This is a genomic window from Baaleninema sp., from assembly GCF_049974805.1.
Classification (GTDB): domain Bacteria; phylum Cyanobacteriota; class Cyanobacteriia; order Cyanobacteriales; family Geitlerinemataceae; genus Baaleninema.
This window is the reverse complement of record NZ_JBNGCO010000055.1, coordinates 1-24,453: the sequence shown is the minus strand read 5'-3', so window position 1 is coordinate 24,453 and position 24,453 is coordinate 1. Positions and strand designations below refer to the sequence as shown.

Sequence of the window (24,453 nt, the reverse complement as noted above, 5' to 3'; positions counted from 1 at the left end):
TAATTGACCCGTAGCAGTTTCTTCACCCATTTGTTGCCCTTTTCTCGCCCATTTGTCGCCCTTTCTTAGGTTGCGTGGAGGGAACCGAAACCCAACAGCATTCGGTTAAGATTGGGAGGTGTTGGGTTTCCTAAATCAACCCAACCTACAGTTGTCCCGATTCAGAAACCGTGACGATCAAAGGGGTTTTCTCCTCCAGAAAATGGCTGTACCAATCGATAGTTTCCAACAACGCCTCATCTAAGGTGTATTTCGGCGACCAATCCAATAACTTCCGGGCTTTCTCCGCCGAAAGATACTGATGCTTAATCTCGTTCTTCGCTTGATTCAAGATAATCGGTTCCAGATGGGGCTTACCCATCAACTTCAAAATCTTACGAACCAAATCGATGACCGGAATTTGTAACTCGTTGCTAAAATTAAACGCCTCCCCCCAAATCTCTTTCCGTTCCATCTGTTCCGCGAGATGGAGATAGGCCAAAACCCCATCTTTCACGTAAAAATAATCGCGAATGAAGGTTCCGTCGCTGCGAATTTGTAGGGGTTTATCTCGAAGGGTCGATCGAATCGTATCGGGGACAATGCGATTGAAATTCAAATCGCCGCCGCCGTAAAAATTGCCGCAGCGAGTCACACACACGGGGAGTCCGTAACTGACATAATACGTGCGACTAATTAAATCCGCACAACTTTTCGAGACATCGTAAGGATGTTCTCCCTGTAACGGCGTGGTTTCGTCGTAAGGTAATTCCTCTTGGTCGCCGTAAGCTTTGTCACTGGAGGCGACCACAATTCGACTAACTACCCCCACGCGGCGACAGGCTTCTAATAGGTTCCAAGTCCCTTTAATATTCGCCTCAAAAGTTCCCAGCGGTTCGCGGTTGGCTACCCCTACAATCGTCTGGGCGGCTAAATGAAAAACCGTATCGATTTCATGTTCGTTAATCGTCCGTTCCAACACAGACAAATCTTCCAAACAGCCGTAAACCGTGGTAATTTTCTGCGAAAGTCCTTCCGAGAACAGCCGCGACTGAGGCACCCAATCGCGCACTAATCCCACCACGTTCGCCCCTCGGCTGACGAGTTCCTGAGTCATCCAACTCCCCAGAAGTCCCGTACATCCGGTGACAAATACCGATCGATCTTGCCAAAAATTGTTTACCATACCTTCCACTTCGCTTGTCCCGCATTGTACAGGTCGCTTAAGAATTGCAGTTCCCGGTAAGTGTCCATACACTGCCAAAAACCATCGTGTTTGTAGACCGCCAGTTCGCCGAGGGCTGCCAAGGTTTTCAGAGGTTGGGCTTCAAAAACCGTCGAATCTCCTTCGATTAAATCTAATACCTTGCGGCTGAGAACGAAGTAACCGCCGTTAATCCAACCTGCACTGGTTTGGGGTTTTTCTTGGAAGTAGGTCACCAAGTTATCTTCAATGACGAGTTCTCCGAAACGAGAGGGGGGACGAACTGTCGTGATGGTGGCGAGTTTTCCGTGGCTTTTGTGATACTCGAGAAGGTTGTTAATGTTGACATCGCAAACCCCATCGCCGTAGGTTCCCAACAGAAGATCGGCACCCATGCTATCCAAGTAGGGGGCGAGGCGTTTGAGGCGTCCCCCGGTCATGGTTTCTTGGCCGGTATCGATCAACCAAACTTTCCAATCTTCTTCGGTATGTCCGTTGTCGAGTTTGGTGATGTTTTTACTTCCCAATTCCAGCAGGACGTTGCTGTGGAGAATGTCGTAATTTAAGAAATACTCCCGAATCATTTCGCCTTTATACCCCAAGCAAAGCATGAAGTTATTAAAGCCGTAATGGGAGTAAATTTTCATGATATGCCAAATCATGGGACGGTTGCCAACCGTGACCATGGGCTTGGGACGAAATTCGGTTTCTTCTTTGAGGCGGGTTCCTTTTCCACCGCAAAGAATGGCGACGGGAATGTTAGACATAGGAATTAATGGGTGAAGTCAAGGGTTTAGAAGGCTAGATTTTCGGGAATTTGTTACGATACTAAGCCAAATAATTCAGAGTGTCCAGTGTCGATTTTAATCTTTGTAAAAACTTTTAAAAACTTTTAAAAACTTGTAAAAACTTTAGGGAACGCCTTCTCTGAGAGGGGTTGAAGAGACTTCTTCTCTACAGTCACATACAGTTTCGTAGAGGTCTTTGAAAAACCGACTTTTCACCGACCAGCGGTAGTGTTGGCGGATGCGGGTTCGGCCGCCTTGGCTGAGACGCTGCCAGCAGTGGCCATCGGTGGCGATTTGCTTCATGGCCTCGGCGAGTTGAGAAATTGCGGTATCCGGGTCGGATGCGGAGACTTTGAAGCCGGTGTCTGGGGTGACTTGAACTGCCGGACCGCCTAAGTCCAGGCACAAGACCGGACGGCCGGCGGCCATGGCTTCGACGCAGACTAACGCCCCGGAATCGTGCAGGCTGGGGTGAACTAAGGCGGTGCAGGTGCCGAGGGTTTGTAGGGTGTCTTCGCGGGAGCGTTTTCCGAGGAATTTGACCTGCTGGGCGATTCCCAGGTCGGCGGCGAGATGTTGCAGGCGATCGATCTCTTTTCCGTCTCCGACGAGCCAATATTCCGCGTTTTCGGGCAAATCGGCGCTGGCGAAGGCGCGTAATCCCAAATCGAACCCTTTCCAATGCAACAACCGCCCGATGCTGAGGAAGCGGGCGGGTTGCGGCGGGTCTTGGGCGCAATTTTCTAGGGTTGCGATGTCTTCGTCGGAGAGTCCTAACTGAGACAACACGCGCACGTCGGGGGCGTTGAGGCGTTGGAGACAGGCGGCGGTGTCGTTGGTGGTGGCGAAGGCGATCGCACTGCGTCGGGCGGTTACACTAACAAAGGGATCGATCGCCCCAATTCGTTGCGCCCCGTTTCGCAGCAGTTCGTAAATTTTCCCCCGCGTTCCAAACCCCCGCCAGAAGGCTTTTGGTGCCATCTCTCCACCACCGACGGGACCCCAAATAAACGGAACGGGTAACAACGCCAAAAAACTGGGACTCCAATATTTCACGTAAGTCACGTGATGCACCACGTCGAAGCGATGAGTTTCCTGTAACTCTCGGGCGACGAAATAGGCGACAATTTGCCAAAGATAATAGTGGAGTTGTACCAATCGTTGACCCCGGTTGAGTCGCTGAAACCACTCGGGTAAATCGCAGTAAACTACGTGCAACCCCGGAATCGGTGTTTTTTGCAGTTCCTCTTCAATGCGATCGCGGTTATTTTCCCGTGTCAGCAGCCAAATTTCGTGAAATTGCGCCAATTCCTTGGCTAAATTCCAACTAATACCCGGTTCTGACCCTAAACCGGCACGACAGGCGTAGGCAGACAGGAGGATGTGCAGAGGGGGAGAAGTGGTTTCAGTCATTCGACTCGCCTCCTAAGACTCTTTCAATTACCTGTTTCATAAAGTCCGCTGCCGCTTCTGGGGTGTAGTTTTCCATTGTTTTGCGGGCGTTTTTGCCTAAATAGTTAGATAAATCGGAATTTTCTACAAATTTAGCCATCAGGGTCGAAAATTCTGCTGTTTTTTCGGGATTGCAGCGATAGCCGTTTTCGCCGTCGCGAATCAACTCCACCGCCCCGGCATATTCCGAACAGAGAACGGGTTTTCCTAGCACCATTGCTTCGAGGACAACCATACCCCAGGTATCTTCAAAGGTGGGCAATACAAAGATATCCGATTGTTGGAAATATGCCCCGAGTTGATGGTAAGGAACGCGCCCCACCCAGCGCACGCGATGTTCGATTTTCTTCTCGCGACAAAAGGCTTCGAGTTCTTCTCGCCGTTCGCCGTCTCCGACGATAATAATGCTGTAATCGCCAATCTTACGCCGTTCTAAATCGGCGCAGGATTCTAGCCAAGGTTTTAATCCTTTGCGAAAAATTAGACTTCCAACGTATAAAAAACGAGGATTTTGTAAATCCGAAAGTTCGATTTCTAACTCGGAACTGTCTATTTTTAAGGATTCCGTTCCGGGAACTTCGTAGGGCTGTACGAACGTCAGCTTGGGGCTGGAATTTAAGATCTGAATTAAATAGTCTCGTCCGGCGTGAGAATTACTAATACAGGCGTCGGCGGTTTGCACCATCCAACGCCGCAACGCCAACCGTAACGGTGAATTTCGATAGTCTACGCTGGGAGAACTTCCTTCGTAGGCGATGACGACGCGCCATCCTCCAAAGGGTTTGAATATTAAGGCGAGTAACGTCCACAGTCCGAAGGCGTTGGAAAACAGGATATCGGGCTTGAATTTTAACAGTCTTCCGACGATTTGTAGGGGCAAATAGGTAAAGGTGCTGCCGTAACCTTTATCGGCTTTTTTGAGGGCGACGAGTTTACGTCCTCCGACAATATCGACATGAAAAGAATCTTCGAGTCCGGGGGCGAATCCATGCCAGCGGCTGGTGTAAACGGTGGTGTTAGGGAACAAATCCGTGAGGCATTTCATGGCGGGTTGCCAGTAGTAAAATGCGGAGGTTAACAGCCACGCGACGCGCACCGACGCGGTATCGATCGACCCTGTTTTTAAGGGGGGAGGAGATTCGTTGGTTGCAGTCATGACGAGACCTCAGTGGACGCTTTTTCGGTTGAGTGATTTGCTCGATTTTGCTTCAGGTTAGGAAGTTCTGACTCCCGGTTTTCGTAAGCCGATCGCCGCAAGCGAAGTTGCACGTCTTCGAGCAATTTGCGGTTGGCCGACATGACGTCCGCCACTAATCCGAACATCCACAATTGAAAGCCGATGAGGATTAAAATTGCCGCGAGAATCAAACTCGGCGTGCGGGCGCGATCGGGTTCAAATAAAATCAACCAGCGAATACAGAGCAATATCCCCAAGGTGAAGGGAATACTTCCCGCGATCGAAAAGAACCGCAGGGGGCGATAGGTCATGAAAATTCGCAGGATCGTAAAGATCGATCGCTGGATATAAGCGGGAATGCTTTTCACCAATCGCGAGGGACGTAAATAGCCGTTAGTTCGGATAGGAACCGAGGCGATCGCCATTCCCTTTTGTCCCGCTTGAATGATGGTTTCGAGGGTGTAGGTATATTCGTTAAAAACATTTAACTGCATCGCCGCGTTGCGAGAATAGGCGCGAAATCCGCTGGGGGCGTCAGGAATTTTCGTGTTGCTGGCGATGCGAACGACCCAACTTCCGAGGCGTTGCAGGACTTTTTTCGCCGGGGAAAAATGCTCGATCTCGGTGATGGGGCGTTCGCCGACGACCATCTCGGCGGTTCCGTTGAGAATCGGTTCGATGAGTTTGGGGATATCGGCGGCGCAATATTGGTTGTCGGCGTCTGTGTTGACGATGATATCCGCCCCCGCTTTGAGGCTGGCGTCGATTCCCGCCATGAACACTTTCGCGAGTCCCTGGTTGTGGTCGAAACTGACGATGTGGTCTACGCCGCAGGCTTCGGCTACTTCGACGGTTCGATCGACGCTACCATCGTTGACAATCAGCCATTCGACCCGATCGATCCCTGGTATGTCGCGGGGGAGTTCGGACAGCGTCACCCCCAGGGTGGCTTCTTCGTTGTAACAGGGAATTTGAATAATCAGTTTAGTCATCGCTGACGGAGAGGGTGGGGTATATCAGGGATTTTATGCGCGATCGATGAGATTTAGGGAACGGGGAACGGGGAACGGGGAAAAACCGCGATCGCACCGTATTTTTCGGCTTGGGTGAAGGTTTGTCCGCCCCACTCCAACTCGGTGGCTTGTACGTCGTCGTTTTGATTGGCGACGATGACGCAAGGGGTAAATTCGCCGTTGGGATAGGGGAGGTCTTGGGTGGGGTTCTCCTCCACTAAACGCAGGTGTTCGATGCGAAACGGCTGGTCGAGACGCTGTTTTAACAGCATCCACAGGGGATATTCCCAAGCGTCGCCGCTGTAGGACAAGCCGATATCGGTACAGCCGCTTTCAGCTAACCAATCGACGGTTTGCTTGTAAGACTGGCGGATTTCCGGTCGCGGCGTAAAGTATTGGTCGTTGCGAGGAGTGTTGAATATATTGACGACGCGATTTTCTTCAATATATTGACCGTTGGCGATAATGGGACGGGTTTCGTTAAACAGCAGCCACAGCAACGACGCCAAAATCAGAAATACCGCCACGGCGTTGGCCAGTTGGGGTTTTACGACCCGTTCTAACACCACGGCGATAAAGGGCGATAGTAAGACGAACAGGGGTAGATGTAGCCGCGATCGCCAGGGCGACCAGATAATGAGGGAACAGAACATAAGAAAGCCGAAGACGATCGCGCCGAGATACAAGGCCAGTTTCAGCCGTTGGTTCCACTCAAACCGCTTCCAATTCCCAAAAAAGGCGATCGCACTGAGAAATCCCAAAATCAAATGGAGGGGATTTCCGGCTAAGTCTTCGTGATTGACGCGGCTGTGTAAGTCGAACTGTTGTCCGGGTGGAAAGGTGGTTTGGGGATTGCTGGCGTCGGCGCCGATGAGATGGTGGAACTGTTCGACGACGCCGATAATTATCAGGTTGATTTTGCGGACGGGGGTACTCAGGTGTAACGCCAGGTTCCGCGAAACGTTCGACAGCAGCAGTTGCAGACTCCATCCCCCCATATCGTAGGTTCCGGTGGCGCCGAGGGGCGACCCGAAGGCGGCGAAGTTGCGAGAATAATGACCCAGGTTTAATCCGAGGGCGATCGCTCCCATAATCACCCAGGGTTTCCAAATCCGCGTCCGAAATCGCCAAATGCTGGAAATCGCAAACCACAAGCCGAAGGGAAACAGGTAAAAGTAAGCGGTTCCTTTGGCTAAGATAGCCAAGCCCAAACTCGCCCCCATTTGCGGAATCTGGGAGATTTTGCGATCGTTGTCCCAGTACCGCAGGACGTAGTAGGCGAAACAGACCATCCAAAAGGCGCCCACGTAATCGGTTTGGGTGCTGGAACTCTGTAAAATCCCCATGGGAATGGTGACGCAGATGACGACGGCCAGGATTTGACCCCGCAGCGACGCCCCCAATTCTCGGGCGATGGCGGCGACGCCGAACAAACTCCCCACCATCGCCAACCACTGGAGGAGATTAGCGAATCGATCGCCCCCGCTGAGAATTTGTAGTTGAGTGATGGTAAATCCCGCGAAAGGCCCTTGGTAAATTTGTCGGGTGATGGCGGTGGGATAGTGGGCGACGCTGCGGTTTTGTATCCAATGCACCACCCGCCCCATGTGGTACGTCATGGAATCCCAGTTATTCGGGGGGGCGATGAGGGCGATGGCGGCGAGGGTGGCGACGATGGCGATCGAACATCCGATGAGAAACCACTGAAACCGCGACGGCTGTTCTCGCGAGGGTTTGGGCATTTCCCGAGGTGGGTATTTACTCAGGTAGAAACCTGCCAACAGGTCTAACAGTCCCCAAACGAGGGTCAAACTCACCCCGGTTAGGGCTTGGAACGCGCCGAACAGTTCGGTGGTGACGACGACGAACGCCCCCCAACACAACGCCCCGGACAGAACCGCGTCCGTCCAGGGGTTGCCCCGTTTGCGGAAAATGAGAACCAGTAGGGCTAAGGCGAGAAACGGTAGAACGACCAGCATCGCGATCCCTTTAATTGCAAGAAGGTTAAACGAAGAATGTGAAATTCAAGCCTGTGAAATTCAAGCCTGTGAAATTCAAGCCTGTGAAATTCAAACTCGACTTAACGGTTCGTCCACGGCCTCGAAGATAACGCGGGCAAATTCTTCGGCTACGTTTTCCAGGGCAAAGGCATCGAGTCGAGACTCAATGCACGAAACGTTGTTTTTGTCAAGTAGCCATTGCGTCAATCCTCGGGCGATGGCGTCGGGGTTGGTAGAATCGACGCGAATGCCCAGATGGTAGCGTCGCACCAGTTCCCCCATTAAGCCGTAGTCGGAACTGAGAACGGGTTTTCCGGCGGCGGCAGCCCAAATTAAAATCCCGCTCATGCCGACGTGACGTTGATAGGGGGCGAGGACGAGATCGCAGAGTTGGAAATAGCCGGGAACGTCGGCTTCGGGGACGAATTCGTACTGTCGCCGGATTTGCACGGGTCGATCGCGTAAAACTTCGGCGATTTCGGCTTCGATGCCATCGACGATGCGGGATTCTCCCACCAGCAACAGACAGAGTTGTTGGCAGAGTTCCGGGGGCAGTTGTCGCAAGCTGGCGATCGCCTGTAACACCCCTTTCCGTTCGTTAAGCGCCCCGAACAACAGAGCGATTCGCCGTTGGGGTTCGATGCCCAATTCCTGGCGAATTTGCGAAACTCGGGCTTCGGAAACCGGGTGAAAATCCAGGGGATCGGGGAGGGGAACCGCTTTCGGCGTCGGCGAGAGGCGATCGACCGCTTCGACAGAAAAGCGATCGAGACAGAGCATCCGATGCAAATTGGGATTTCGCAACACCCGTTTCAACACCAGTTTTTCCCGCCAGCGTTGCAGTTGCTCTTTACGAGAGGGTCGATCGCCCGAAAACTGGCAGTAGTGGAAGGTAGGGCGAAAATAAATCCCCGAAAACGGACAGGGAAGCGACGCCCCCAACGCCAAGGGAAGCAGGTAAGTATCGAAATACATAATCGTACAATGGGCGGCGTCGAGCCGTTGCGCCGTGCGGCGCAACAACTCCCACTCGTCGAAATAGCGGCGCAGGCGTCCCCATTTCGACTTCCGCGACGGTAAAGCCGCGAATTCCGCCTCAGAGATGGGAACGACGCGAGTTCCCGCCGTCCGATTTGCCAGTTCCACCACATCGGGATGTTCCTTGACGAAGACAGGAGAGACCACGACGGCGATCGATCGATCGCTGTTTTCGCGCCCCGCATATTCAATGAGATGTCGTAAATAACTCGGGTGATGTCCTCGAACCGACAAATCGAACAAAACCGTCGTTCCCCCCGCAGGGGAAGCGACGGCGGTTTGGTTAGGAAAACAGGTAGAAAAAGAGCGTTCCATCGACTTTTCGAGATTTTGGGAAACCGTCGAGAGCCGTCTCAATACACCGAGCCTAGCATCTGGACAACCCTAACTCGTCGCACCCTAGCTGGCCATCTCGGGCGGAAATCCCAGGATGGCGAGCCGTTTTCACCGTGGTTTTACGGAGACGGCGACCCAGGCGGAAACTCAACACAAGACAGCATTTCAGGACAGCATTTCAGGTACGAGTTTACTTCCGCAACTTTAATTTCAGTGGAATTACGTATAAAATTTACGAAACTTTTAGAATCAATCGGTGAATGTAAAATTCGTGCAAACTCCCGCCCCAAGTCGCTGTAACGGGACGACTGTCGAAGGTAGCATCGATACAGAAACCGCAGTTCGGGCGTCCCGACCGTCCGAGAGTCCCCAAACCACAATCAAACCACAATATCAGTAATTTTTGGGAGAAGACGATGTGGAACCTTACGGACGCCGAAACCCCAACAGCACTTTCGGACTCCTCCGCGAAAACCGCGCCGACGATCGCCCTCTTTCTCAGCTACTTAGGCGGCGGCGGCGCCGAGCGCGTCACCCTCAACCTCGCGCGAGGACTGCTCGATCGCGGCTTTAACGTCGATGTCGTATTAGGGAAAGCCTGGGGACCTCACCTCAGTAAAATCCCCCCCAACGTGCGTTTAGTAGACTTAAACGCCGGACGAACCGCCACCATGTTACCCGCCCTCGTCGCCTACCTGAATCGGGAACGTCCGGCGGCGTTACTGTCGGCGATGCACTACGCTAACGAAGTGGCCATCGCCGCCAAATACCTCAGTCGCAGTTCGACGCGAATTCTCGTCAGCGAACACAACACCGTCTCCAAATCCTTCAGAAATCTAAAAGGATTCAAACGCTTCGCCATTCCCTTCGCCGTCCGGTATCTCTATCCCCTCGCCGACGAAGTGGTGACGGTTTCCCAAGGTGCGGCGCAGGCGTTGGCGCAAGCCAGCGGTTTAGACCGGGTGCGGGTGGTTTACAATCCAGTTATTACCCCAAAGTTGCGCGATCGCGCTCGAGAGGCGATCGAGCATCCCTGGTTTCAACCAGGAGAACCCCCCGTCTTTCTGGGCGTGGGTAAATTAGAAGCCCAAAAAGACTTTCCAAATCTGATTCGCGCATTTGCCAAAGTGCGACAACAACAGCCCTGTCGTCTGGGGATTTTGGGGTGGGGTCCCCATCGCGACGCCCTCGAAGCCTTAATTTCCCAACTGCACCTGGAGGAGGACGCCGCGTTACTGGGCTACGCCGACAATCCCTATACCTATATGGCGCGATCGAAAGCCTTCGTCTTATCTTCGGCGTGGGAAGGCTTACCCACCGTCCTCATCGAAGCCCTAGCCTTGGGACTTCCGGTCGTTTCTACGGATTGTCCTAGCGGACCGGCGGAAATCCTCGACGGGGGTAAATACGGAAGCCTCGTTCCCGTAGGAGACAGCGACGCCTTAGCGGAGGCGATGACAGAGGTTCTCGCCGGACATCATCAATCCGCACCCGCCGACTGGCTCGATCAATTTACCAACAAGAGTGCAGTCGAAGCCTATTTGAAATTAATGGAGGTCAACGCCTTATGAGTCGTCCGACGGTTAGCATTGTAGTTCCCTCTTACAATCGCGGCTATATTCTCGATCGCGCCATCGAGAGCGTTCTAGCGCAAACCGTCGCCGATTGGGAACTCATTGTGGTGGACGACGGCTCCCAAGACAACACGAAACAAGTCGTCGAACAGTTTGGCGACTCGCGAATTCATTACTTACGACACCATCCCAATCAAGGAGTTTGCGCGGCTCGCAATACCGGAATCGAAGCCGCCAAAGGAACCTACATCGCCTTTCTCGACTCCGACGATACCTGGCATCCCGAAAAGCTAGAAAAACAACTTCAGGTTTTCGCCAAGGCGCCGCCAACTGTGGGCGTCGTTTACACTTGGCTGGGGTTTACCGACGCCGAGGGAACCCTCAAGCGCGTCCGCAATCCCCGCGATCGCGGGAATTTGCGAGAAAACCTGCTCTTTGCCAATTTAATTGGAACCCCCTCGACGGTGATGGTGAAACGAGACTGTCTCGAGAACGGCGTCCGGTTCGATCGCAAACTGCGATGTGGGGAAGATTGGGATTTTTACCTGCAACTGGCGCCGTTTTGCGAGTTCGAGGTGGTTCCGGAAATCTTAGTCAACTATTGCGATGACAATACCAGTCGATCGAGCCAGGGAGAAAAAGCCACCAAAAACAGCCAAATCGTCGTCGAAGGGCATTTAATTTTTCGAGAAAAACATCACCAAAATATCGATTGGCTCGATCGAAAATTAGGAACCCTTTCCCCCTCGGAAAAATCCAGCCACTTTTTCCATCTCGGTCAACGCCTGTTATGTCACGGCGGGATTCTAGAGCGAAAAGATGCCATCGACGCAGGACGTTCGTACCTCAAACTCGCCATCGCACTCGACTCGTCCAAGCTGCGGTTCTGGCTACACTATCTCGCCGCTTGTCTCGGACAACAGACTTATCGTTATTGGAACGAGGCTGAAATCGAATTTCGCAAAACCGCGTCTCAAATTTTATCTCGTTTGCAAAAAGGTTATTCTTAGAATTTATCAAAACTGACAATATCTATTAATTCGGCTCGGTTGGACCCGGTGCGTTTAAAGGATACAAATCCCCCCTCGATCGCAAGAGAACCCTTTCAAGAGATGGCGATACGGGTCAGAATTCGATCGTTCTGCCAATCGGTTTTCGCTTCGGCTCTGAAAAACAGTGATTTTTCGCTCGATCGTGCTGGAGAGAAAGAGAGCCTCTCAATGGATGTAAAAATATGAGTTTGACGTAGGTTTGGTGAAGCAATAGCGAAACCCAACAACAGCTCAATTCATTGCAGAGCCACCAATTCGATCGAATTACATTGCTGAGATGCACCCGAGAGAAACTCATCGATCGAGCGCCTTGAAGGTGAAGTTTTTCGCCAGATTCTTCAACGCGATCGCCGTGAAAACCCCTCGAAATACTTCACCCTAAAAATAGGAACTGCAACTCACCAATATTTTTAATTTTTAAGGATTTTCGGTGCAGTAAAGCCCCTGTTGTTGCCGTAGGCAAAAGCCGTCCTAAACCCCATTTTGTTGACATCAAAAAAGATGGATCTTCTGGCTTCAAGCCAATCGGCTAATTTTATCCGAGGCAAAACCCTGACGGTAGGGGGTCAATTTGCGATCTCCGTCAATTTTGTATTTTAAACAACAAATTTTATCCCCATCCCAGAATCCTCCAAAAAACTTCAGGGTGAACTTTGTTTAATCTCAGTTAAACTTTAGAAAATATTTAAAATTTCAAAAAACTATGCTATTTTGACTTAAAGCAATGCAATCGCGTATTAAATTCAATGCGTTGAGACCACAATTCATGCATCCCAAAAGCGAGATTCTATAAACTTCACCCTAGAAAATTTAGAATTTAAGCTTAGGGCTTTTATAAAAAAAGGCAATGTTTCTATTGCTGTAGTCTCGCGATCGCCCAAACCTCGCTTGGGCGTATAGAGCGCCTTGCCAAAAAACTAAGTTTCCCAGAAATTGACCCACAACAAAAACTTTCAAAATGCTTTTAATCCCAAAGTAGATTCGACTGTAGCATCTGAACTCAGAAAGCCAACGACCCTATACCCCTAGATTGCGACGGGTCGTAAATCGGTCGAAAAAAGCGCAGTCGATCGCTCCCTGGAATGAATGCAGCTCGGCCGCAATCCCTAAATAGCATCTCTAACCATGAGTTCTCCTGCTGTCAGTATCGTTATCCCTTCCTACAATCGTGCGACTCTCATTCCTCGTGCGATTCAAAGTGTCCTCGACCAAACCTTTCAAGATTGGGAAGCGATTGTCATCGACGACGCCTCCCAAGACAACACCGAAGAGGTGGTTAAAAATTTCAAGGATTCTCGCATCCGCTACATTCGCCACGAAAAAAATGCCGGAGAATGCGCCACTCGCAACACCGGCCTCGACGCCGCCACCGGAACCTATATCGCATTTTTAGACTCAGACGATTGGTGGTTGCCCGAAAAACTCGAAAAACAAGTCCGACGCTTTGAAGAACTGTCGCCCCAAGTTGGTGTCGTTTACACCTGGCTGTCCGCCGTCAACGAAAACGGCCACATCAAAAACCTGCGCCAACCCACCCTCAGCGGGTCGATTTACGGCGAACTGCTGTACGCCAACTTCGTCGGCACCCCGTCCACGGTGATAATTCGCCGCGCCTGTTTGCAAGCGGGGGCGCGTTTCGACCCGAGTTTACGCTGTTGTGGCGATTGGGATATGTGGTTGCAAATCGCCCGCCATTACGACTTCGAGGTGATTGAGGAACCACTGGTTCAGTACCTCGACCACGAAGACGAAAAGCGGGGTTCGACCAACAGTCACGCCGTGACGGAAGGATATCTGATTTTTACGGACAAACACCATCAGAAGTTACAGCAAAATCCCCATCACTGGGGTGAGTTCGGATCTCGAGAAAAGGCAATGTATTTGTTAAACATTGGACGGCGGTTAATCTGTCACGCTCGAGTCGCCAAATCGCCGGTCGCTGTCAAGCGGGGACAGTATTATCTTGCCTTGGCTCGTCGAGTCAATCCTCAAATGCCTTATTTTACAATTCACTATCTTTTATCTCGCTTGGGTGAGGTTTTTTATGCCGAGATGGTGAATTTTGAAAACAGACTGAAACGCTCGGCAAAACTCACCCTAAAGCCGTTTTTGAAAAAAGCCACCACTTGACCTATCGATCGAGACAGTTTAAGACGACGTTTTTGAAGCCTGCTGCGAGTCACAACGGCGTAGAACTGCCTAAAACCGTCCCGCCTTAAAAATAGTCGATCGCCCAAAATGAATAATGAATGTTTTGGTTTTGGTGGCTTTTGTTTTTGCGTACTTTGATGTTCGTTCGAGAAATACCTCCCATTTGGCTGCGATCGAATGATGTTTTCGCAAAAAATAATCAAATTAAACGATGAAAATTAGAAAATTTCAAAAATTTAGGATTTTATCCTAAATTTGAAATCAAAAATAACAACTTCAACCTTGTCACATTCTCGCAATTTTTCAAGCGTTAATCTGGGAGTAAAATCCCAGAAACAACAAATTTGATATCCCAACAAATTCGCCCAAAAAATAAAATCCAAGAGACCTTTAAAATCAAGGAGATTCCACTGTGGCATCCGAACTCATCAAGCCCAAAACTGGATACATCTACGTGGCGACGGGTCACAAATACGTCCAAGAAGCGGCGGTTTCTGCCAAAAGCTTAAAAAACGTCGATCGCCACGCCAACATTACCCTCGTCACCGATTGTCCGACGAAAGAAACCGTTTTCGATCGCGTCGAGATCGAAGCCTTAGCCGGCCGCAAATCCCAGGGAAAAGAAGACGGTCAAAACGAAACCGCCTACGATAGCAACTGGATCGCAGCCCTGCTGTACAAAGTCAAACATATGTACGAGCCATCTCCCTATGAAAAGACCTTGTTTTTAGACACCGACACCTACATTTACGATTCCTGTGACGAGTTGTTCGACCTGCTCGATTACTTCGATCTATGCATTTCCATCGCCCCAGGAGAACGCGCTCACCCCTATATCGACGGGAAACCCATGCGAGGTTACGTTCCCTATAACACGGGAGTCATCGCCTATCGCAAAAACGAAAAAGTCCAACGGTTTTTTGCCGCCTGGGATCGCATTTATACCGAAAAGCTTTACAACAACAGTCTCAACCACGTTGGAGAAAGCGACCAAACCGCGTTCATGGAAGCTTGGTTAGAAGTCGATATTAAAATTTACGTCTTACCTCACAACATTTGGAACGCCCGACTGCCGTTCTTTATGCTGTTAAACGATCCCGTTCGCATCGTCCACGGTCGCCATTCCGATTACGAAAAGCTGCGTACAAAACTCAACAGTTATCTCGGACATCGCTGTTGGCATCCCCAGCGAGAAGAATGTTTGTATCGGCGCAAAAATTTCAAATACTACAGTCAGCGTCTGTCAACGAAATTTCAAGAATTCTGGACAGGTAAAGTCAAAACGCTGAAAACCTCTGCCAGTAAAACCTAATCCGGAATTTGGCACTCCTTTAACCTCACTTATGAATCGTGGCTCTAGAGTCCTTGGATTCTCTGTTTCGTCTTTTGCCATGCCCATTAAGCTCGTCCCATTTAGGCTTTCGGTGCGACGGACTGGTTTGAAATTTCCCGAGGTTCCGAAGATCTGCCTCGAGATTACCTCGAAGATCGTCGCGCCTATTGGCTGATAAGCGTTGGCCTGACAAACGAGGGATCCTGTCAAAGTAACGCTAGACTTTCAATCCATTCAGGGCGGTCAATTGCGATACCACGCGATCGAGTTCGGCGACAATCGGGGTCGTTTCCACCTGACGAAACGCATCGACGATCGCGCGGTAGTACCACAAGGTACCCTCTTTTTTCCCGCGAAACCGTTCCCAAATATCCTCGCCGACGATCGCGTAATCTTTCACGATCGATCGGGCGTTATATAACTTATCCGCCGCCGACACCAAACGCACCGAGGGCGAGGCTGAAAAAATCTTGGCGATATAAGCTTCTTTTCGGCTTCTCCAGGGAGGTTTGGGCGTCGTCTGGGCGTCCGTACAGCCTTCGACGATTTCCGTCACCCTATCCCCAAAGCGGCGGCGAATTTCAGCAGCGATGGCGGCTCCTCCACAATCCTCGATGGCATCGTGAAGCAAGGCGGCGATGGCTTCATCTTCGTTAGCGCCGTATTCCAACGCCAAACTCGCCACTCCCAGAACGTGCGCCACATAAGGCACTCCCGAACCTTTACGAACTTGCGTTTGATGAAGTTCGCTCGCCCAAACTAAGGCATCGGTAAACCGTTGAGATAGTTGCATAAAACGAGTTCAAACAGGGTTTGACAAGCTTTTTTTAGATTAACAAAAATGTAAGTTGTTTGATTAAAACCCGGCATCTTTAAAATACCGGATTCTCGAATTTCAGGGCAACAAATATTCAAAACGAACCGTTTACAACGTCTCCACGTTAATCACGCTGCCGTTGAAATTGTAGCTTTTTCCTTCTAACTCTACCGGGGTCCCAATTTTTAACTTGCTACCGCCCAAAACTATGCCGTTGTCCGTAATTTGAGCCTCTCCGCCCAACCTCAGCATCATGTTAATACTGTAAAGCTCGTCAGCGCGAGGATCGGGTAACTCCTTCACCGACCCGTCCGGCTGCGGAATCGCCAAAGTCCGAGGCAGCCGTTCGACGTTTTTCACGTCCACTTGTCCGCTCGGTTGGTTGCGAATCACAATATTGGTTTTTCCGGCTTCTCGCAAGTTTTGCAGAAACCCTTCCGGGTCGAGAACGCTCAACCCCCGCACGATAACACTCACTTCCACGGGTTTCGTAGGCCTGTTGATTTGTGCCACCGAACCCGAGGTTCCCGGGAAGAGGAAAATTCCCACGAAAACCATCGCAATGACCAGGAGTGCGCCCAGGTCGAGAATGCTGACTTTACCGAACAAGCGACCTTTTGAATCGAGAAGTTTCATCACTGGCGGGTTAAAAAATACTGTCGGTCAGAGATTATCACAAATTTGGGGAAGACGGCGCAGCGAAGGGGCGCGATCGCCCCGACGACGGTTGAAAACCCTCGCAAACGGAATTTTACCGCGAACTTATTTGACCTGAAGTTCGTCAAAATAGAGAGTAAGGCAGAAATTTTTTCTTGAAATTGATATGGTTTCTCGATTCAGACATACTTTAAAACGTCACGTTTCCTATATCGCACTGTCGGTCTTCGCGGCAGTGGGGGTTTGGACGACGGCGAACCCGGCGGTTTTGGGCTTTTCCATTTGGGATCTCATTCCCAGTGCGGTGCAGTTGATTCAACTGTCTACGATGTCCGACTCCCAGGAAGTAGCCATCGGCGAACAAATTAACGATCGCCTCCTCGACCACGACATCACCCTCTACAACAACCGCCAAGTCACCGAATACGTCGATCGCATCGGCCAGCGACTCGTCCGCGTCAGCGATCGCTCCGACCTCCCCTTTACCTTTCAAGTGGTACGAGACGATAACATCAACGCCTTCGCCACCCTCGGCGGCTTCGTCTACATCAACACCGGACTGATTCGCCAAGCCGATAACGAAGCCGAACTCGCCGGCGTCATCGCCCACGAAATCGGTCACATCGTCGAACGTCACGTCATCGACAACATGAAACAAGCCGCCATCGCCCAGGGAGTCCTAGACGCGGCGGGAGTCGATCCCAACCTTCTCGTGCAAATCGGTTACGAACTAGCGCTGAACCGTCCTCGCAGCCGTCGCGCCGAGTACGAAGCCGACGAAGTGGGGCTGTCCCTCATCCAAACGGCGGGTTACGCTCCGGCGGGAATGGTGAATTTCTATCACAACCTCACCAGCGGCCCCTCGATTCCCGAATTTCTCAGCACCCACCCCGACACCGAGGATCGCATCGTGCGACTTCGAGAACGCCTCGACCCCGCCACGGCGACTCAGGGAGACGGCTTAGACGAAGGATACTATCGCCGTCAAATTCAACCGTTGCTGTAGGTTGGGCGGTTGCAGTTAGAGGGTCAAAACGGGAAAGTTCGGCGAGCGATCGTAACGGGTCATGTCCTCGAATTTTCGCAGTTCTACGCGATTGACATGCAGCGGTGGCGCATCTTGAAACGTCTCGTTCGCAGCTTGAGTGAGGAACTGCGCTAACTCGGCGCGATCGCTCTCGCTTTGCAGGTTCCCAAAATAGCCGAGGGTCACGTGGCCGGTAAAGTAATATTGCTGTTCGATGCCCAGGCGCATCAAGTCGCTGTTTTGATAGAGGGCGCGGCGCAGGCGCACGATGCGATCGTAGGAGGCTTCGTCTAGGGGAACCAAACAAGCCGCGATCGCCCGCGTCATCACCGCCAAACCGACCACTTTCCACCGGACGGGATGGGCGGCGACGAGGCTATCTTGCATCTGCTGGAAAATATCGCCGATACAGCAACGCAAACGCTCCTCGAAATCGGGGAATTGGTCGAGGGCGTCTCGGTAGGCGCTATCCCAAATCAAATCGGCGACGGTAAAGTGGAAGCTCTCGCTGGGAACGGGGACGAAAAAATCCCCATCGAGGCGATCGCTTAGTCGCTTCTGACAAGCGCGAACCGCTTCGTAAACCCCACTATCGGAAGGACTGTCGCGCCAGGGCGGTGTAATGACGCTATAACCGGGGAACGGCTTGGCTTGGCGTCCGCCTTCAGGATGAGGCGCGAATTTCGGAGATTCCACAATGTGCGGGAGCGTTTTCGCTTGGGACTCCGTTCCCACGAGGTTCGTCACGCGATCGAGATAAATTTGATAGGTATCGTCCAAAATAGAGTTCTCCCAAAAGCCTTCTCTTACAGCATTATGGGCGATTTCGCGGGACAAAAGACAGCGATCGCGGAAATTTGCAGCGATTCGGACTGACGCAGAAACCGGGTGTCTTGACCGACAAGCCTGCGTACTCCTGAGCGATGATGAGGTGAGATGATGGCGAGGTGGGGAGATTTCCCATCGCCCGATCGCCTCCAATTGTCAATTCTCAACCATCAATTATCAATTCTCGAAATCGAAATGCCGATTTACGTCTATTGGGGAGAAGATGATTTCGCCATCGATCGCGCGGTGAAGGCGTTGCGCGATCGCACCCTCGATCCCGCTTGGGGATCGTTTAACTTCGACAAAATCCCCCCAGACCGCCCCGAAGCCACCCAACAGGGTTTAAACCAAGCCATGACGCCTCCGTTTGGCGGCGGCGGACGCTTCGTGTGGCTGCAAAATACGCACCTCTGTCAGCACTGTTCGGCGGAACTCTACGCGGAGTTAGAACGCACCGTCAACGCCATTCCCGACAGCTCGGTATTGTTGCTGACCACGGGACAAAAACCCGATAGCCGCCTGAAATCCACCAAACTGCTCAAGAAAGTCGCCGAGTTTCAGGAGTTTGCCTCAATTCCGCCTTGGAAAACCGACTTACTGGCAAAGCGCGTCCGTCAGGTGGCCAAAGACGTGGGAGTTACTCTGACGGAAGAGGCGACGGGGCTGCTGGCGGAGGCGGTGGGGAACGATACTCGCCAACTGTTTGGGGAATTGGAAAAGTTAAATCTGTTCGCCGGGGGTGACAAGGTGACGGCGGACGCCGTGGAACAGTTGGTGACGGCGACGACGCAAAACAGCTTGCAACTCGCGAAGGCGATTCTCCAGGGAAAAACCGACGCCGCCTTGGGGTTGGTGTCGGAGTTAATCGCCCGAAACGAAGCCCCGTTGAAGATTGTGGCGACGTTGACGGGTCAGTTTCGCACCTGGCTTTGGGTTAAGTTGATGGTGGAATCTCGGGAACGAGACGAGAAAGCGATCGCTCGAGCCGCAGAAGTGGGAAATCCCAAACGGGTGTACTTTTTGCGCCGCGAGGTCGATCGTATCAGCCTCGCCCAGTTACAGCAAACCCTTCCGGTGTTGTTGTCCCTCGAAGCCCAGCTCAAACGGGGGGCCGATACCGTCGCGACCCTCCAAATGAAAGTGATAGAATTGTGCGGAATTTGTCGTATTTAGGGAGTCGGGCTGTGAGTCGGCCAATTGGATTCGTGGGACTGTTGGTCTTGTCGCTGTTGTCGGGCTGTGGCGGCGGAACCGAGTCTTCGGTATCCGACACCATGGAGCCAGCGCAAGCGGCGCAGGTGTTTGCTGAGACGCTACAAAAGATTGAGGCGCAACGTGGTGCGTTGTCCAAGTCGTTACCTCAAACCCTCGAAGCTGAGGCGTTGCAAGCTGTTCGCTGCAACGATCCCGAAACGGTGGAAGGCTTTTCTCGTGCAGTTCGCCGCGAAATTACCCAGTATTGCCATAACGCTGAGGATATCGTTCGCAATGCGGGTTTAACGGTGTCGCAGTTTAATGAGATGATGCAAAAAGCTAAGCTCGAGTCAAACAATTCCGACGAAGAATTTCGGGAATTGTTTGAGGAGGAATGGTTGCGCCTCGACACATAACTTTGACGCGAGTTTAACGTTAGTAGCGGGGAACGGAGCGATCGACCACGATCGCGTAAGCGTCGATGCCCCCAGAAACGTTAAATACTTGGGAAAATCCGCGACTTTCTAACCAATGACAGGCGTAAGCCGAGCGAATCCCGTGGTGACACAATACGATCGTGTCTGCCGTCGGATCGAATTGTTCTTCGATCTCCGTTATCCACTCGTGCGCCTGACTCATGGGTAAGTTGATAAAGCCGTCGATGGCGGCAATTTCTACTTCGTCGGGTTCTCGCACGTCGATCAGTTGCAGGGGTTTCGTCTCCGTCGCGAGACGCTGCGCGAGTGTTTCGACTTTGATTGAGGAAACCATCGTCAGTTATAAGTTTGATTTCTGGGACTTGACAAACGGAGCGTTTCGAGATTTCTGAGTTCCACGTCAAAGACTGCGAACTCTTGAAATACTCTAGCTTTCCCAGTATTAAAAAAATAAAATCTCTCTGTCAATTTCACTCAAATAACTGAAATATTCTGCAACAAAAATTATATAAAGCTTCACGATATTTGGCGAAGGAATGGGAAACCGATGAAACGGGCTAGGTCCTCTCTCAGTGGCTAAGTTTGCCCTGAAGATAAGAAACCGGAACTTTCAAAAATATCGCGTAAAATAGGTCTAATATCTCCTTTAAAATACCCGCTCCCCACCGATTTAACGAAGTGAGCCGTTTGAAGTGGGTTTTCGGGGAATTTGTGGGACGAGAACGGACGACAGAATTTCGTTTTAAAGTCGCGGTGGGGAAACGAGCGGGTATTTGAGAGATACCGGGGATCTCAGGGGCGCGATCGCCCGCGATCGCCCCCCTATTGTATTGCCTAAGACTGAGATTTCGGTTTGACGGGAACCAGGCGATCGAACGCTTCAGAATCGACATCGTAAGCGGCTCCAAAGCCAAGGACAAACCGTCCCGAGGTGGGCGTCAAACGGAACAACTGAAAATCCGCGAGATTTCGCAAAACATCGATAATTTCACCGCATCGTTCTCGAAAGCGATCGAGGATGAGATTCCAACTCTCGGACTCTCGTTCGATTAACAATACATGACAATCGAACGACAAACGGCGACGGGCGAAAATTTCTTCCGTATTCGACTCGTCTTCAATCAGCAGAATACTCGCCTGGGGATTGGCCATCAAATTTTTCGTGTGGCTGGACAAACCACTAACATAAATATAGAAATGGTGCCTCTCGTCCGTGACGAAGGGTGTGTAACTGGCGTTGGGTTTGGCCGAGGCATCTACCGTAGCCAGCATGAGACTGCGACGCGATCGCAGAAACTCTCGGTATTGAACTTGAGCCGTTTCCAGAGAACTCATCGGTGAATCTTCCAGGGGGTTGATTAACACAAAAAAATATATTTGTCTAAAAATTATACAAAAATTTACAACATAACCGTAAAGGCGATCGCCCTCGAGAGCGATCGAGTTAAAGCTGGCGTTAAGATTTGCCGCCCAACACCCAACTCGCGGCAATAATAACACTAGCTTCTTCTCCCCAAGCGTCTATGCTGGCTTTGCTAATCCTATTTTTCACCGTTTTGCTGTTAGTGGCCTTTACGCCGCTGCTAGGCTATTTCGAGAATAAATGGATTTTGCCCTTAATGTGGGGGTTGTTTGCCGCCTTTACCCTACTCGGTTGGCTGGTTTTTCTGGGAATTGGCTGGCTGAACTTCTAAGGCCGAGACGAGCGATCCTTTAGCAGAAGACTCCAGAGGGCGAGTCGCAGTCGAAAGCCAGTGTTCGAGAGCCTCGGGTAACGGTTGGCGTCGTCGCTGACGAGGATCGATGCAAACGTGGCGCGTCGTGGCACGACTCACCCGGCCCGGGCATCCTCTGATGAAAATATCGTAAATCACTTCAAATTCGCTAGAACTGAGTTGATTGGGCGTAATTCGGACTTCGATCGCATCACCACAAAACAGCGGTTGAAAAAAATCAATTTCTGCCCGAACGATAGGAACTGCCACATCAGATCCGCGAAAAAACGAACGAAGATCGATTCCGGATTCAGCCATGGCCGATTCGTAAGCTTCGTGACAGACAGACATTAAACTGGCAAAATATACGACACCAGCCGCATCAGTATCGGCGAAGCGGATCGTGCGGAAATAGGTCATCGGCGGTTACACTAAACGAGCTTCCCTTTTGTCTTGAGTTCTGTCGTCGTCTCGGCTCTGCAAGTGAAGACCGGACGGAAGGACTAAAGGAACGGGAACAAGACGGCGGCGGTCGCGGCATCCGGTCGAAACGTCCGAAGTCAATTTCAACTTCATCATAATCGAGTCGAGAGCGATGGTTCGAGCTGAGATTTTCACCCAAGCCAAGCAAGGTAATCCCGAGGCGATCGCCACGTTAATGAACCAGTCGCTGCAAGCCAAGCAGATTACGGTAAACGTGAGGATCGACGGCACGCATCTGTCTGCGATCGCCACAGGAGAACAGCCGCCCGATCGGGAATTCATGCTGAATTTCGTCCGTCGAGGGTTAGAAAAACTGAACGCCGTCGCCATCGATCGCGTTACCGTTCTCGCCTTCGTCCGCGAGAGTACCGTTCCCCTGTGGCGGGAAACCATAGATATCACTGCGCCGACGTACCCCGAAGCCCACTCTAACGCGATCGCCTCTCCCCGTCGAGAATCTTTTGCCAACGGACATCGCAACGGAAACTCAAACCGGCCGAGTTCCGTATCTTTATTAGCGTCTCCCGTTCCCCGCCAACTGGCTCAAAAACGAGCCCGCCGACAGCAGCAAGCCCGAACCGCCTTCGATCGCCTCAAACTCATCGTCGGCATCCTGTTATTTCTTATTGTATCGGCGCTCTCGGTGATTTTAGCGGCCATCGTCAAACTTTTTACAACACTTCTCGCCGAAAATTCCCTGTATCGCATCCAATTTCTCGGCGATCTCATGCGAGGCATTGAAATGGCCGAAATTTTCAACATTTTAGTCTTTGCCATTCTCGGCTTGGGGTTAGGCGTCGCCACCGTCTTCGTTCCTCGTCAATTCGGCATTCGCTTTAACGCCGCCGTCGTCATCCTCCTGTTACCAGTTTTATTGAGCGTCGGCCCCATCGTTCGCTACGACAACTGGATTCAAGAGTTTTCCACCAACGAAAACATCACCGAAATCGAGTCCAAAGCCCACACCGATACTTACCTCAACCAAAGAGTATCGCAAACCGGAATTTTCGGCTTTTATTTACATACCGCTCGCTATCCTTCTTTACCCGTGCGGATCGCACAATTGGACTCGCTGGATTTACTCGAATCGAGCGCGGTGTCTCGGGTTGAAAGTAAAGTGGGGCTGACCTCCGAAAGACTCTCCTTGTCCTTCGCCGTCTGTATGTGGGGCATTCGGATATTTTACTTTTTGGTATCGGCGATAACGGTAATCGCCCATTTCGGACAAGGGGTCGATCTGGCCGATCGCATCAGCGATCGGCCAGCCTAGATCGTGGAGAGTTGAGAGTGGCCTTACCGATCGTCAACGGTGGCTTGACTGGCGATTTCTTGTAATTGCGCGACAACCCGTTCGCTAAAGTCCGAATCGGAATTCGCCAGCGTTAACAGTTGCAGGTATTCCGGCGGCGTCAATCCCGCATCGTCGATAAACTCGATAATTTCAGCTTCGAGTTCCCGTTCTACCTGCTGGAGTTCCGCCGTCGTTTCCGCCTCTTGTAACTCGTTTCCCCGGCGATCGAGCAAATCGAGAATGTTTAAATACGCCGTAGCAAACTGACTGACTTTTTCGGAGGAAATTGTATTGGAATCGACAGTAGCGGGAACGGTGACTTCCGGTACCCCCTTGTCCGATTGCGTTTCAGTGGCGGACTCCTCAGCTAGGGCGATCGCGCCGAAATTCCAACAGAACATCCAAACACTGAAGGCGATCGCGAGTAAAGTACGACGGATCGAAGCTCGGACATCCCGATGGAAACCGCGATTTTTGAAAGAATTCTGGAAATAACTCATTTAAAACTTTAACTGATGGGGGCTCGGGGGGCTATAAGTCCCGCGCTCTACCTGAAAGGTGAGCGTCGGGATACATGGACACCCCTTGAGAAGTCGATTCCCCTCGATGGGGATGAGACAAGCATTTACCAGTCAGCATAGCTTGTGGTCAACTATAGCTATGCTGACAATGAACTACACCTGTGCGATTCGTTCCCACCAAAAGTTGAAGGAAAATTCCTAAGACGTGGGTGGGGCAAGGAACACAGCCCACAAAGGGCATAGAACCTTGACAACTAGATATCGATGATGGTGCAAGTCCATCCCACGAGGTGTATCGTGTGAAAGCACTTCCCCCAATGTAGCGACTGGTCGTGCGATTCGTTCTCACCAAAAGTGGAAGGAAAAACTCCTGAAACGTGGGTGGG

At 51.4% G+C, this 24,453-nt stretch carries 23 protein-coding genes; 9 read left to right on the top strand and 14 right to left on the bottom strand.

Annotated elements, in window-relative coordinates:
- Positions 1-145: 145 nt before the first annotated feature.
- From ACP5D4_RS12250 to ACP5D4_RS12220, 7 genes are all read right to left on the bottom strand, one after another.
- Positions 146-1,165: a GDP-mannose 4,6-dehydratase gene (locus ACP5D4_RS12250; RefSeq protein ID WP_428011905.1), complete on the bottom strand. Its 1,020-nt coding sequence runs from the start codon at positions 1,163-1,165 to the stop codon at positions 146-148.
- On the bottom strand, positions 1,159-1,950 hold the full coding sequence (gene rfbF / locus ACP5D4_RS12245) for a glucose-1-phosphate cytidylyltransferase (RefSeq protein WP_428011904.1): 792 nt from the start codon (positions 1,948-1,950) through the stop codon (positions 1,159-1,161). Before rfbF ends, ACP5D4_RS12250 begins: the two co-directional genes overlap by 7 nt.
- 144 nt (positions 1,951-2,094) lie before the next feature.
- Entirely contained in the window at positions 2,095-3,384 is a 1,290-nt protein-coding gene (locus tag ACP5D4_RS12240) for a glycosyltransferase family 4 protein (RefSeq protein WP_428011903.1), read from the bottom strand.
- Positions 3,377-4,579, bottom strand: a complete 1,203-nt coding sequence (locus ACP5D4_RS12235) for a glycosyltransferase family 4 protein (RefSeq protein WP_428011902.1) — start codon at positions 4,577-4,579, stop codon at positions 3,377-3,379. The genes ACP5D4_RS12240 and ACP5D4_RS12235 overlap by 8 nt, the downstream gene beginning before the upstream one ends.
- Positions 4,576-5,592: a glycosyltransferase family 2 protein gene (locus ACP5D4_RS12230; RefSeq protein ID WP_428011901.1), complete on the bottom strand. Its 1,017-nt coding sequence runs from the start codon at positions 5,590-5,592 to the stop codon at positions 4,576-4,578. The genes ACP5D4_RS12235 and ACP5D4_RS12230 overlap by 4 nt, the downstream gene beginning before the upstream one ends.
- A gap of 53 nt (positions 5,593-5,645) precedes the next feature.
- The gene (locus ACP5D4_RS12225) at positions 5,646-7,592 is read right to left on the bottom strand and encodes an ArnT family glycosyltransferase (RefSeq protein ID WP_428011900.1); all 1,947 of its coding nucleotides are present in this window, start codon (positions 7,590-7,592) and stop codon (positions 5,646-5,648) included.
- A gap of 90 nt (positions 7,593-7,682) precedes the next feature.
- Entirely contained in the window at positions 7,683-8,966 is a 1,284-nt protein-coding gene (locus tag ACP5D4_RS12220) for a glycosyltransferase family 4 protein (RefSeq protein ID WP_428011899.1), read from the bottom strand.
- A gap of 437 nt (positions 8,967-9,403) precedes the next feature.
- On the opposite strand from ACP5D4_RS12220, the gene ACP5D4_RS12215 reads away from it, so the two are divergent.
- The 4 genes from ACP5D4_RS12215 (at position 9,404) to ACP5D4_RS12200 (ending at position 15,076) form a co-directional block, all read left to right on the top strand.
- The gene (locus tag ACP5D4_RS12215; protein WP_428011898.1) at positions 9,404-10,558 is read left to right on the top strand and encodes a glycosyltransferase; all 1,155 of its coding nucleotides are present in this window, start codon (positions 9,404-9,406) and stop codon (positions 10,556-10,558) included.
- Positions 10,555-11,571, top strand: a complete 1,017-nt coding sequence (locus ACP5D4_RS12210; RefSeq protein ID WP_428011897.1) for a glycosyltransferase family 2 protein — start codon at positions 10,555-10,557, stop codon at positions 11,569-11,571. The genes ACP5D4_RS12215 and ACP5D4_RS12210 overlap by 4 nt, the downstream gene beginning before the upstream one ends.
- A gap of 1,167 nt (positions 11,572-12,738) precedes the next feature.
- The gene (locus ACP5D4_RS12205) at positions 12,739-13,743 is read left to right on the top strand and encodes a glycosyltransferase family 2 protein (RefSeq protein WP_428011896.1); all 1,005 of its coding nucleotides are present in this window, start codon (positions 12,739-12,741) and stop codon (positions 13,741-13,743) included.
- A 433-nt stretch (positions 13,744-14,176) separates the two neighbouring features.
- On the top strand, positions 14,177-15,076 hold the full coding sequence (locus ACP5D4_RS12200; RefSeq protein WP_428011895.1) for a hypothetical protein: 900 nt from the start codon (positions 14,177-14,179) through the stop codon (positions 15,074-15,076).
- 238 nt (positions 15,077-15,314) lie between these two features.
- On the opposite strand, the gene ACP5D4_RS12195 is transcribed toward ACP5D4_RS12200, so the two are convergent.
- Both ACP5D4_RS12195 and ACP5D4_RS12190 read right to left on the bottom strand, forming a co-directional pair.
- Entirely contained in the window at positions 15,315-15,890 is a 576-nt protein-coding gene (locus ACP5D4_RS12195) for an HD domain-containing protein (protein WP_428011894.1), read from the bottom strand.
- A gap of 132 nt (positions 15,891-16,022) precedes the next feature.
- Positions 16,023-16,550: a DUF4330 domain-containing protein gene (locus ACP5D4_RS12190; RefSeq protein WP_428011893.1), complete on the bottom strand. Its 528-nt coding sequence runs from the start codon at positions 16,548-16,550 to the stop codon at positions 16,023-16,025.
- 187 nt (positions 16,551-16,737) lie between these two features.
- Here ACP5D4_RS12190 and ACP5D4_RS12185 point away from each other — a divergent pair, with 187 nt between their 5' ends.
- Positions 16,738-17,577 carry a M48 family metallopeptidase gene (locus ACP5D4_RS12185; RefSeq protein WP_428011892.1) on the top strand — a complete coding sequence of 280 codons (840 nt, stop codon included), beginning with the start codon at positions 16,738-16,740 and terminating at the stop codon, positions 17,575-17,577.
- 15 nt (positions 17,578-17,592) lie between these two features.
- On the opposite strand, the gene ACP5D4_RS12180 is transcribed toward ACP5D4_RS12185, so the two are convergent.
- Positions 17,593-18,435 (bottom strand): DUF1868 domain-containing protein, encoded by an 843-nt coding sequence (locus tag ACP5D4_RS12180; protein WP_428011891.1) that lies wholly within the window; start codon positions 18,433-18,435, stop codon positions 17,593-17,595.
- 186 nt (positions 18,436-18,621) lie between these two features.
- Between ACP5D4_RS12180 and holA the strand changes: the two genes are divergently transcribed.
- Positions 18,622-19,599 (top strand): DNA polymerase III subunit delta, encoded by a 978-nt coding sequence (holA, locus tag ACP5D4_RS12175; protein WP_428011912.1) that lies wholly within the window; start codon positions 18,622-18,624, stop codon positions 19,597-19,599.
- 11 nt (positions 19,600-19,610) lie between these two features.
- Positions 19,611-20,036: a DUF4168 domain-containing protein gene (locus ACP5D4_RS12170; protein ID WP_428011890.1), complete on the top strand. Its 426-nt coding sequence runs from the start codon at positions 19,611-19,613 to the stop codon at positions 20,034-20,036.
- Between the two features lie 19 nt (positions 20,037-20,055).
- Here ACP5D4_RS12170 and ACP5D4_RS12165 read toward each other — a convergent pair whose 3' ends face one another.
- Together ACP5D4_RS12165 and ACP5D4_RS12160 are read right to left on the bottom strand one after the other, a co-directional pair.
- On the bottom strand, positions 20,056-20,391 hold the full coding sequence (locus tag ACP5D4_RS12165; RefSeq protein ID WP_428011889.1) for a rhodanese-like domain-containing protein: 336 nt from the start codon (positions 20,389-20,391) through the stop codon (positions 20,056-20,058).
- Between the two features lie 500 nt (positions 20,392-20,891).
- Positions 20,892-21,392 carry a HugZ family protein gene (locus ACP5D4_RS12160; RefSeq protein ID WP_428011888.1) on the bottom strand — a complete coding sequence of 167 codons (501 nt, stop codon included), beginning with the start codon at positions 21,390-21,392 and terminating at the stop codon, positions 20,892-20,894.
- A 188-nt stretch (positions 21,393-21,580) separates the two neighbouring features.
- Here ACP5D4_RS12160 and ACP5D4_RS12155 point away from each other — a divergent pair, with 188 nt between their 5' ends.
- Positions 21,581-21,751 (top strand): hypothetical protein, encoded by a 171-nt coding sequence (locus ACP5D4_RS12155; RefSeq protein WP_428011887.1) that lies wholly within the window; start codon positions 21,581-21,583, stop codon positions 21,749-21,751.
- Here the strand turns inward: ACP5D4_RS12155 and ACP5D4_RS12150 are convergent.
- On the bottom strand, positions 21,704-22,192 hold the full coding sequence (locus ACP5D4_RS12150; protein WP_428011886.1) for an acyl-CoA thioesterase: 489 nt from the start codon (positions 22,190-22,192) through the stop codon (positions 21,704-21,706). The genes ACP5D4_RS12155 and ACP5D4_RS12150 overlap by 48 nt on opposite strands.
- Positions 22,193-22,367: 175 nt before the next feature.
- Between ACP5D4_RS12150 and ACP5D4_RS12145 the strand changes: the two genes are divergently transcribed.
- Positions 22,368-23,525 carry a hypothetical protein gene (locus ACP5D4_RS12145; protein ID WP_428011885.1) on the top strand — a complete coding sequence of 386 codons (1,158 nt, stop codon included), beginning with the start codon at positions 22,368-22,370 and terminating at the stop codon, positions 23,523-23,525.
- Positions 23,526-23,548: 23 nt separating this feature from the next.
- Here the strand turns inward: ACP5D4_RS12145 and ACP5D4_RS12140 are convergent, their stop codons facing one another.
- Complete coding sequence (locus ACP5D4_RS12140) at positions 23,549-24,046, bottom strand: DUF4168 domain-containing protein (protein WP_428011884.1); 498 nt, start codon at positions 24,044-24,046, stop codon at positions 23,549-23,551.
- Positions 24,047-24,453 lie beyond the last annotated feature (407 nt).

Coding starts and splice junctions, on each gene's coding strand:
- ACP5D4_RS12215 (WP_428011898.1), top strand. CDS start 9,404: ATGTGGAACCTTACGGACGCCGAAACCCCAACAGCACTTTCGGACTCC.
- ACP5D4_RS12165 (WP_428011889.1), bottom strand. CDS start 20,391: ATGGTTTCCTCAATCAAAGTCGAAACACTCGCGCAGCGTCTCGCGACG.
- ACP5D4_RS12145 (WP_428011885.1), top strand. CDS start 22,368: ATGGTTCGAGCTGAGATTTTCACCCAAGCCAAGCAAGGTAATCCCGAG.
- ACP5D4_RS12190 (WP_428011893.1), bottom strand. CDS start 16,550: ATGAAACTTCTCGATTCAAAAGGTCGCTTGTTCGGTAAAGTCAGCATT.
- ACP5D4_RS12160 (WP_428011888.1), bottom strand. CDS start 21,392: ATGAGTTCTCTGGAAACGGCTCAAGTTCAATACCGAGAGTTTCTGCGA.
- holA (WP_428011912.1), top strand. CDS start 18,622: ATGCCGATTTACGTCTATTGGGGAGAAGATGATTTCGCCATCGATCGC.
- ACP5D4_RS12155 (WP_428011887.1), top strand. CDS start 21,581: ATGCTGGCTTTGCTAATCCTATTTTTCACCGTTTTGCTGTTAGTGGCC.
- ACP5D4_RS12195 (WP_428011894.1), bottom strand. CDS start 15,890: ATGCAACTATCTCAACGGTTTACCGATGCCTTAGTTTGGGCGAGCGAA.
- rfbF (WP_428011904.1), bottom strand. CDS start 1,950: ATGTCTAACATTCCCGTCGCCATTCTTTGCGGTGGAAAAGGAACCCGC.
- ACP5D4_RS12150 (WP_428011886.1), bottom strand. CDS start 22,192: ATGACCTATTTCCGCACGATCCGCTTCGCCGATACTGATGCGGCTGGT.
- ACP5D4_RS12210 (WP_428011897.1), top strand. CDS start 10,555: ATGAGTCGTCCGACGGTTAGCATTGTAGTTCCCTCTTACAATCGCGGC.
- ACP5D4_RS12140 (WP_428011884.1), bottom strand. CDS start 24,046: ATGAGTTATTTCCAGAATTCTTTCAAAAATCGCGGTTTCCATCGGGAT.
- ACP5D4_RS12235 (WP_428011902.1), bottom strand. CDS start 4,579: ATGACTGCAACCAACGAATCTCCTCCCCCCTTAAAAACAGGGTCGATC.
- ACP5D4_RS12220 (WP_428011899.1), bottom strand. CDS start 8,966: ATGGAACGCTCTTTTTCTACCTGTTTTCCTAACCAAACCGCCGTCGCT.
- ACP5D4_RS12205 (WP_428011896.1), top strand. CDS start 12,739: ATGAGTTCTCCTGCTGTCAGTATCGTTATCCCTTCCTACAATCGTGCG.
- ACP5D4_RS12225 (WP_428011900.1), bottom strand. CDS start 7,592: ATGCTGGTCGTTCTACCGTTTCTCGCCTTAGCCCTACTGGTTCTCATT.
- ACP5D4_RS12250 (WP_428011905.1), bottom strand. CDS start 1,165: ATGGTAAACAATTTTTGGCAAGATCGATCGGTATTTGTCACCGGATGT.
- ACP5D4_RS12240 (WP_428011903.1), bottom strand. CDS start 3,384: ATGACTGAAACCACTTCTCCCCCTCTGCACATCCTCCTGTCTGCCTAC.
- ACP5D4_RS12230 (WP_428011901.1), bottom strand. CDS start 5,592: ATGACTAAACTGATTATTCAAATTCCCTGTTACAACGAAGAAGCCACC.
- ACP5D4_RS12185 (WP_428011892.1), top strand. CDS start 16,738: ATGGTTTCTCGATTCAGACATACTTTAAAACGTCACGTTTCCTATATC.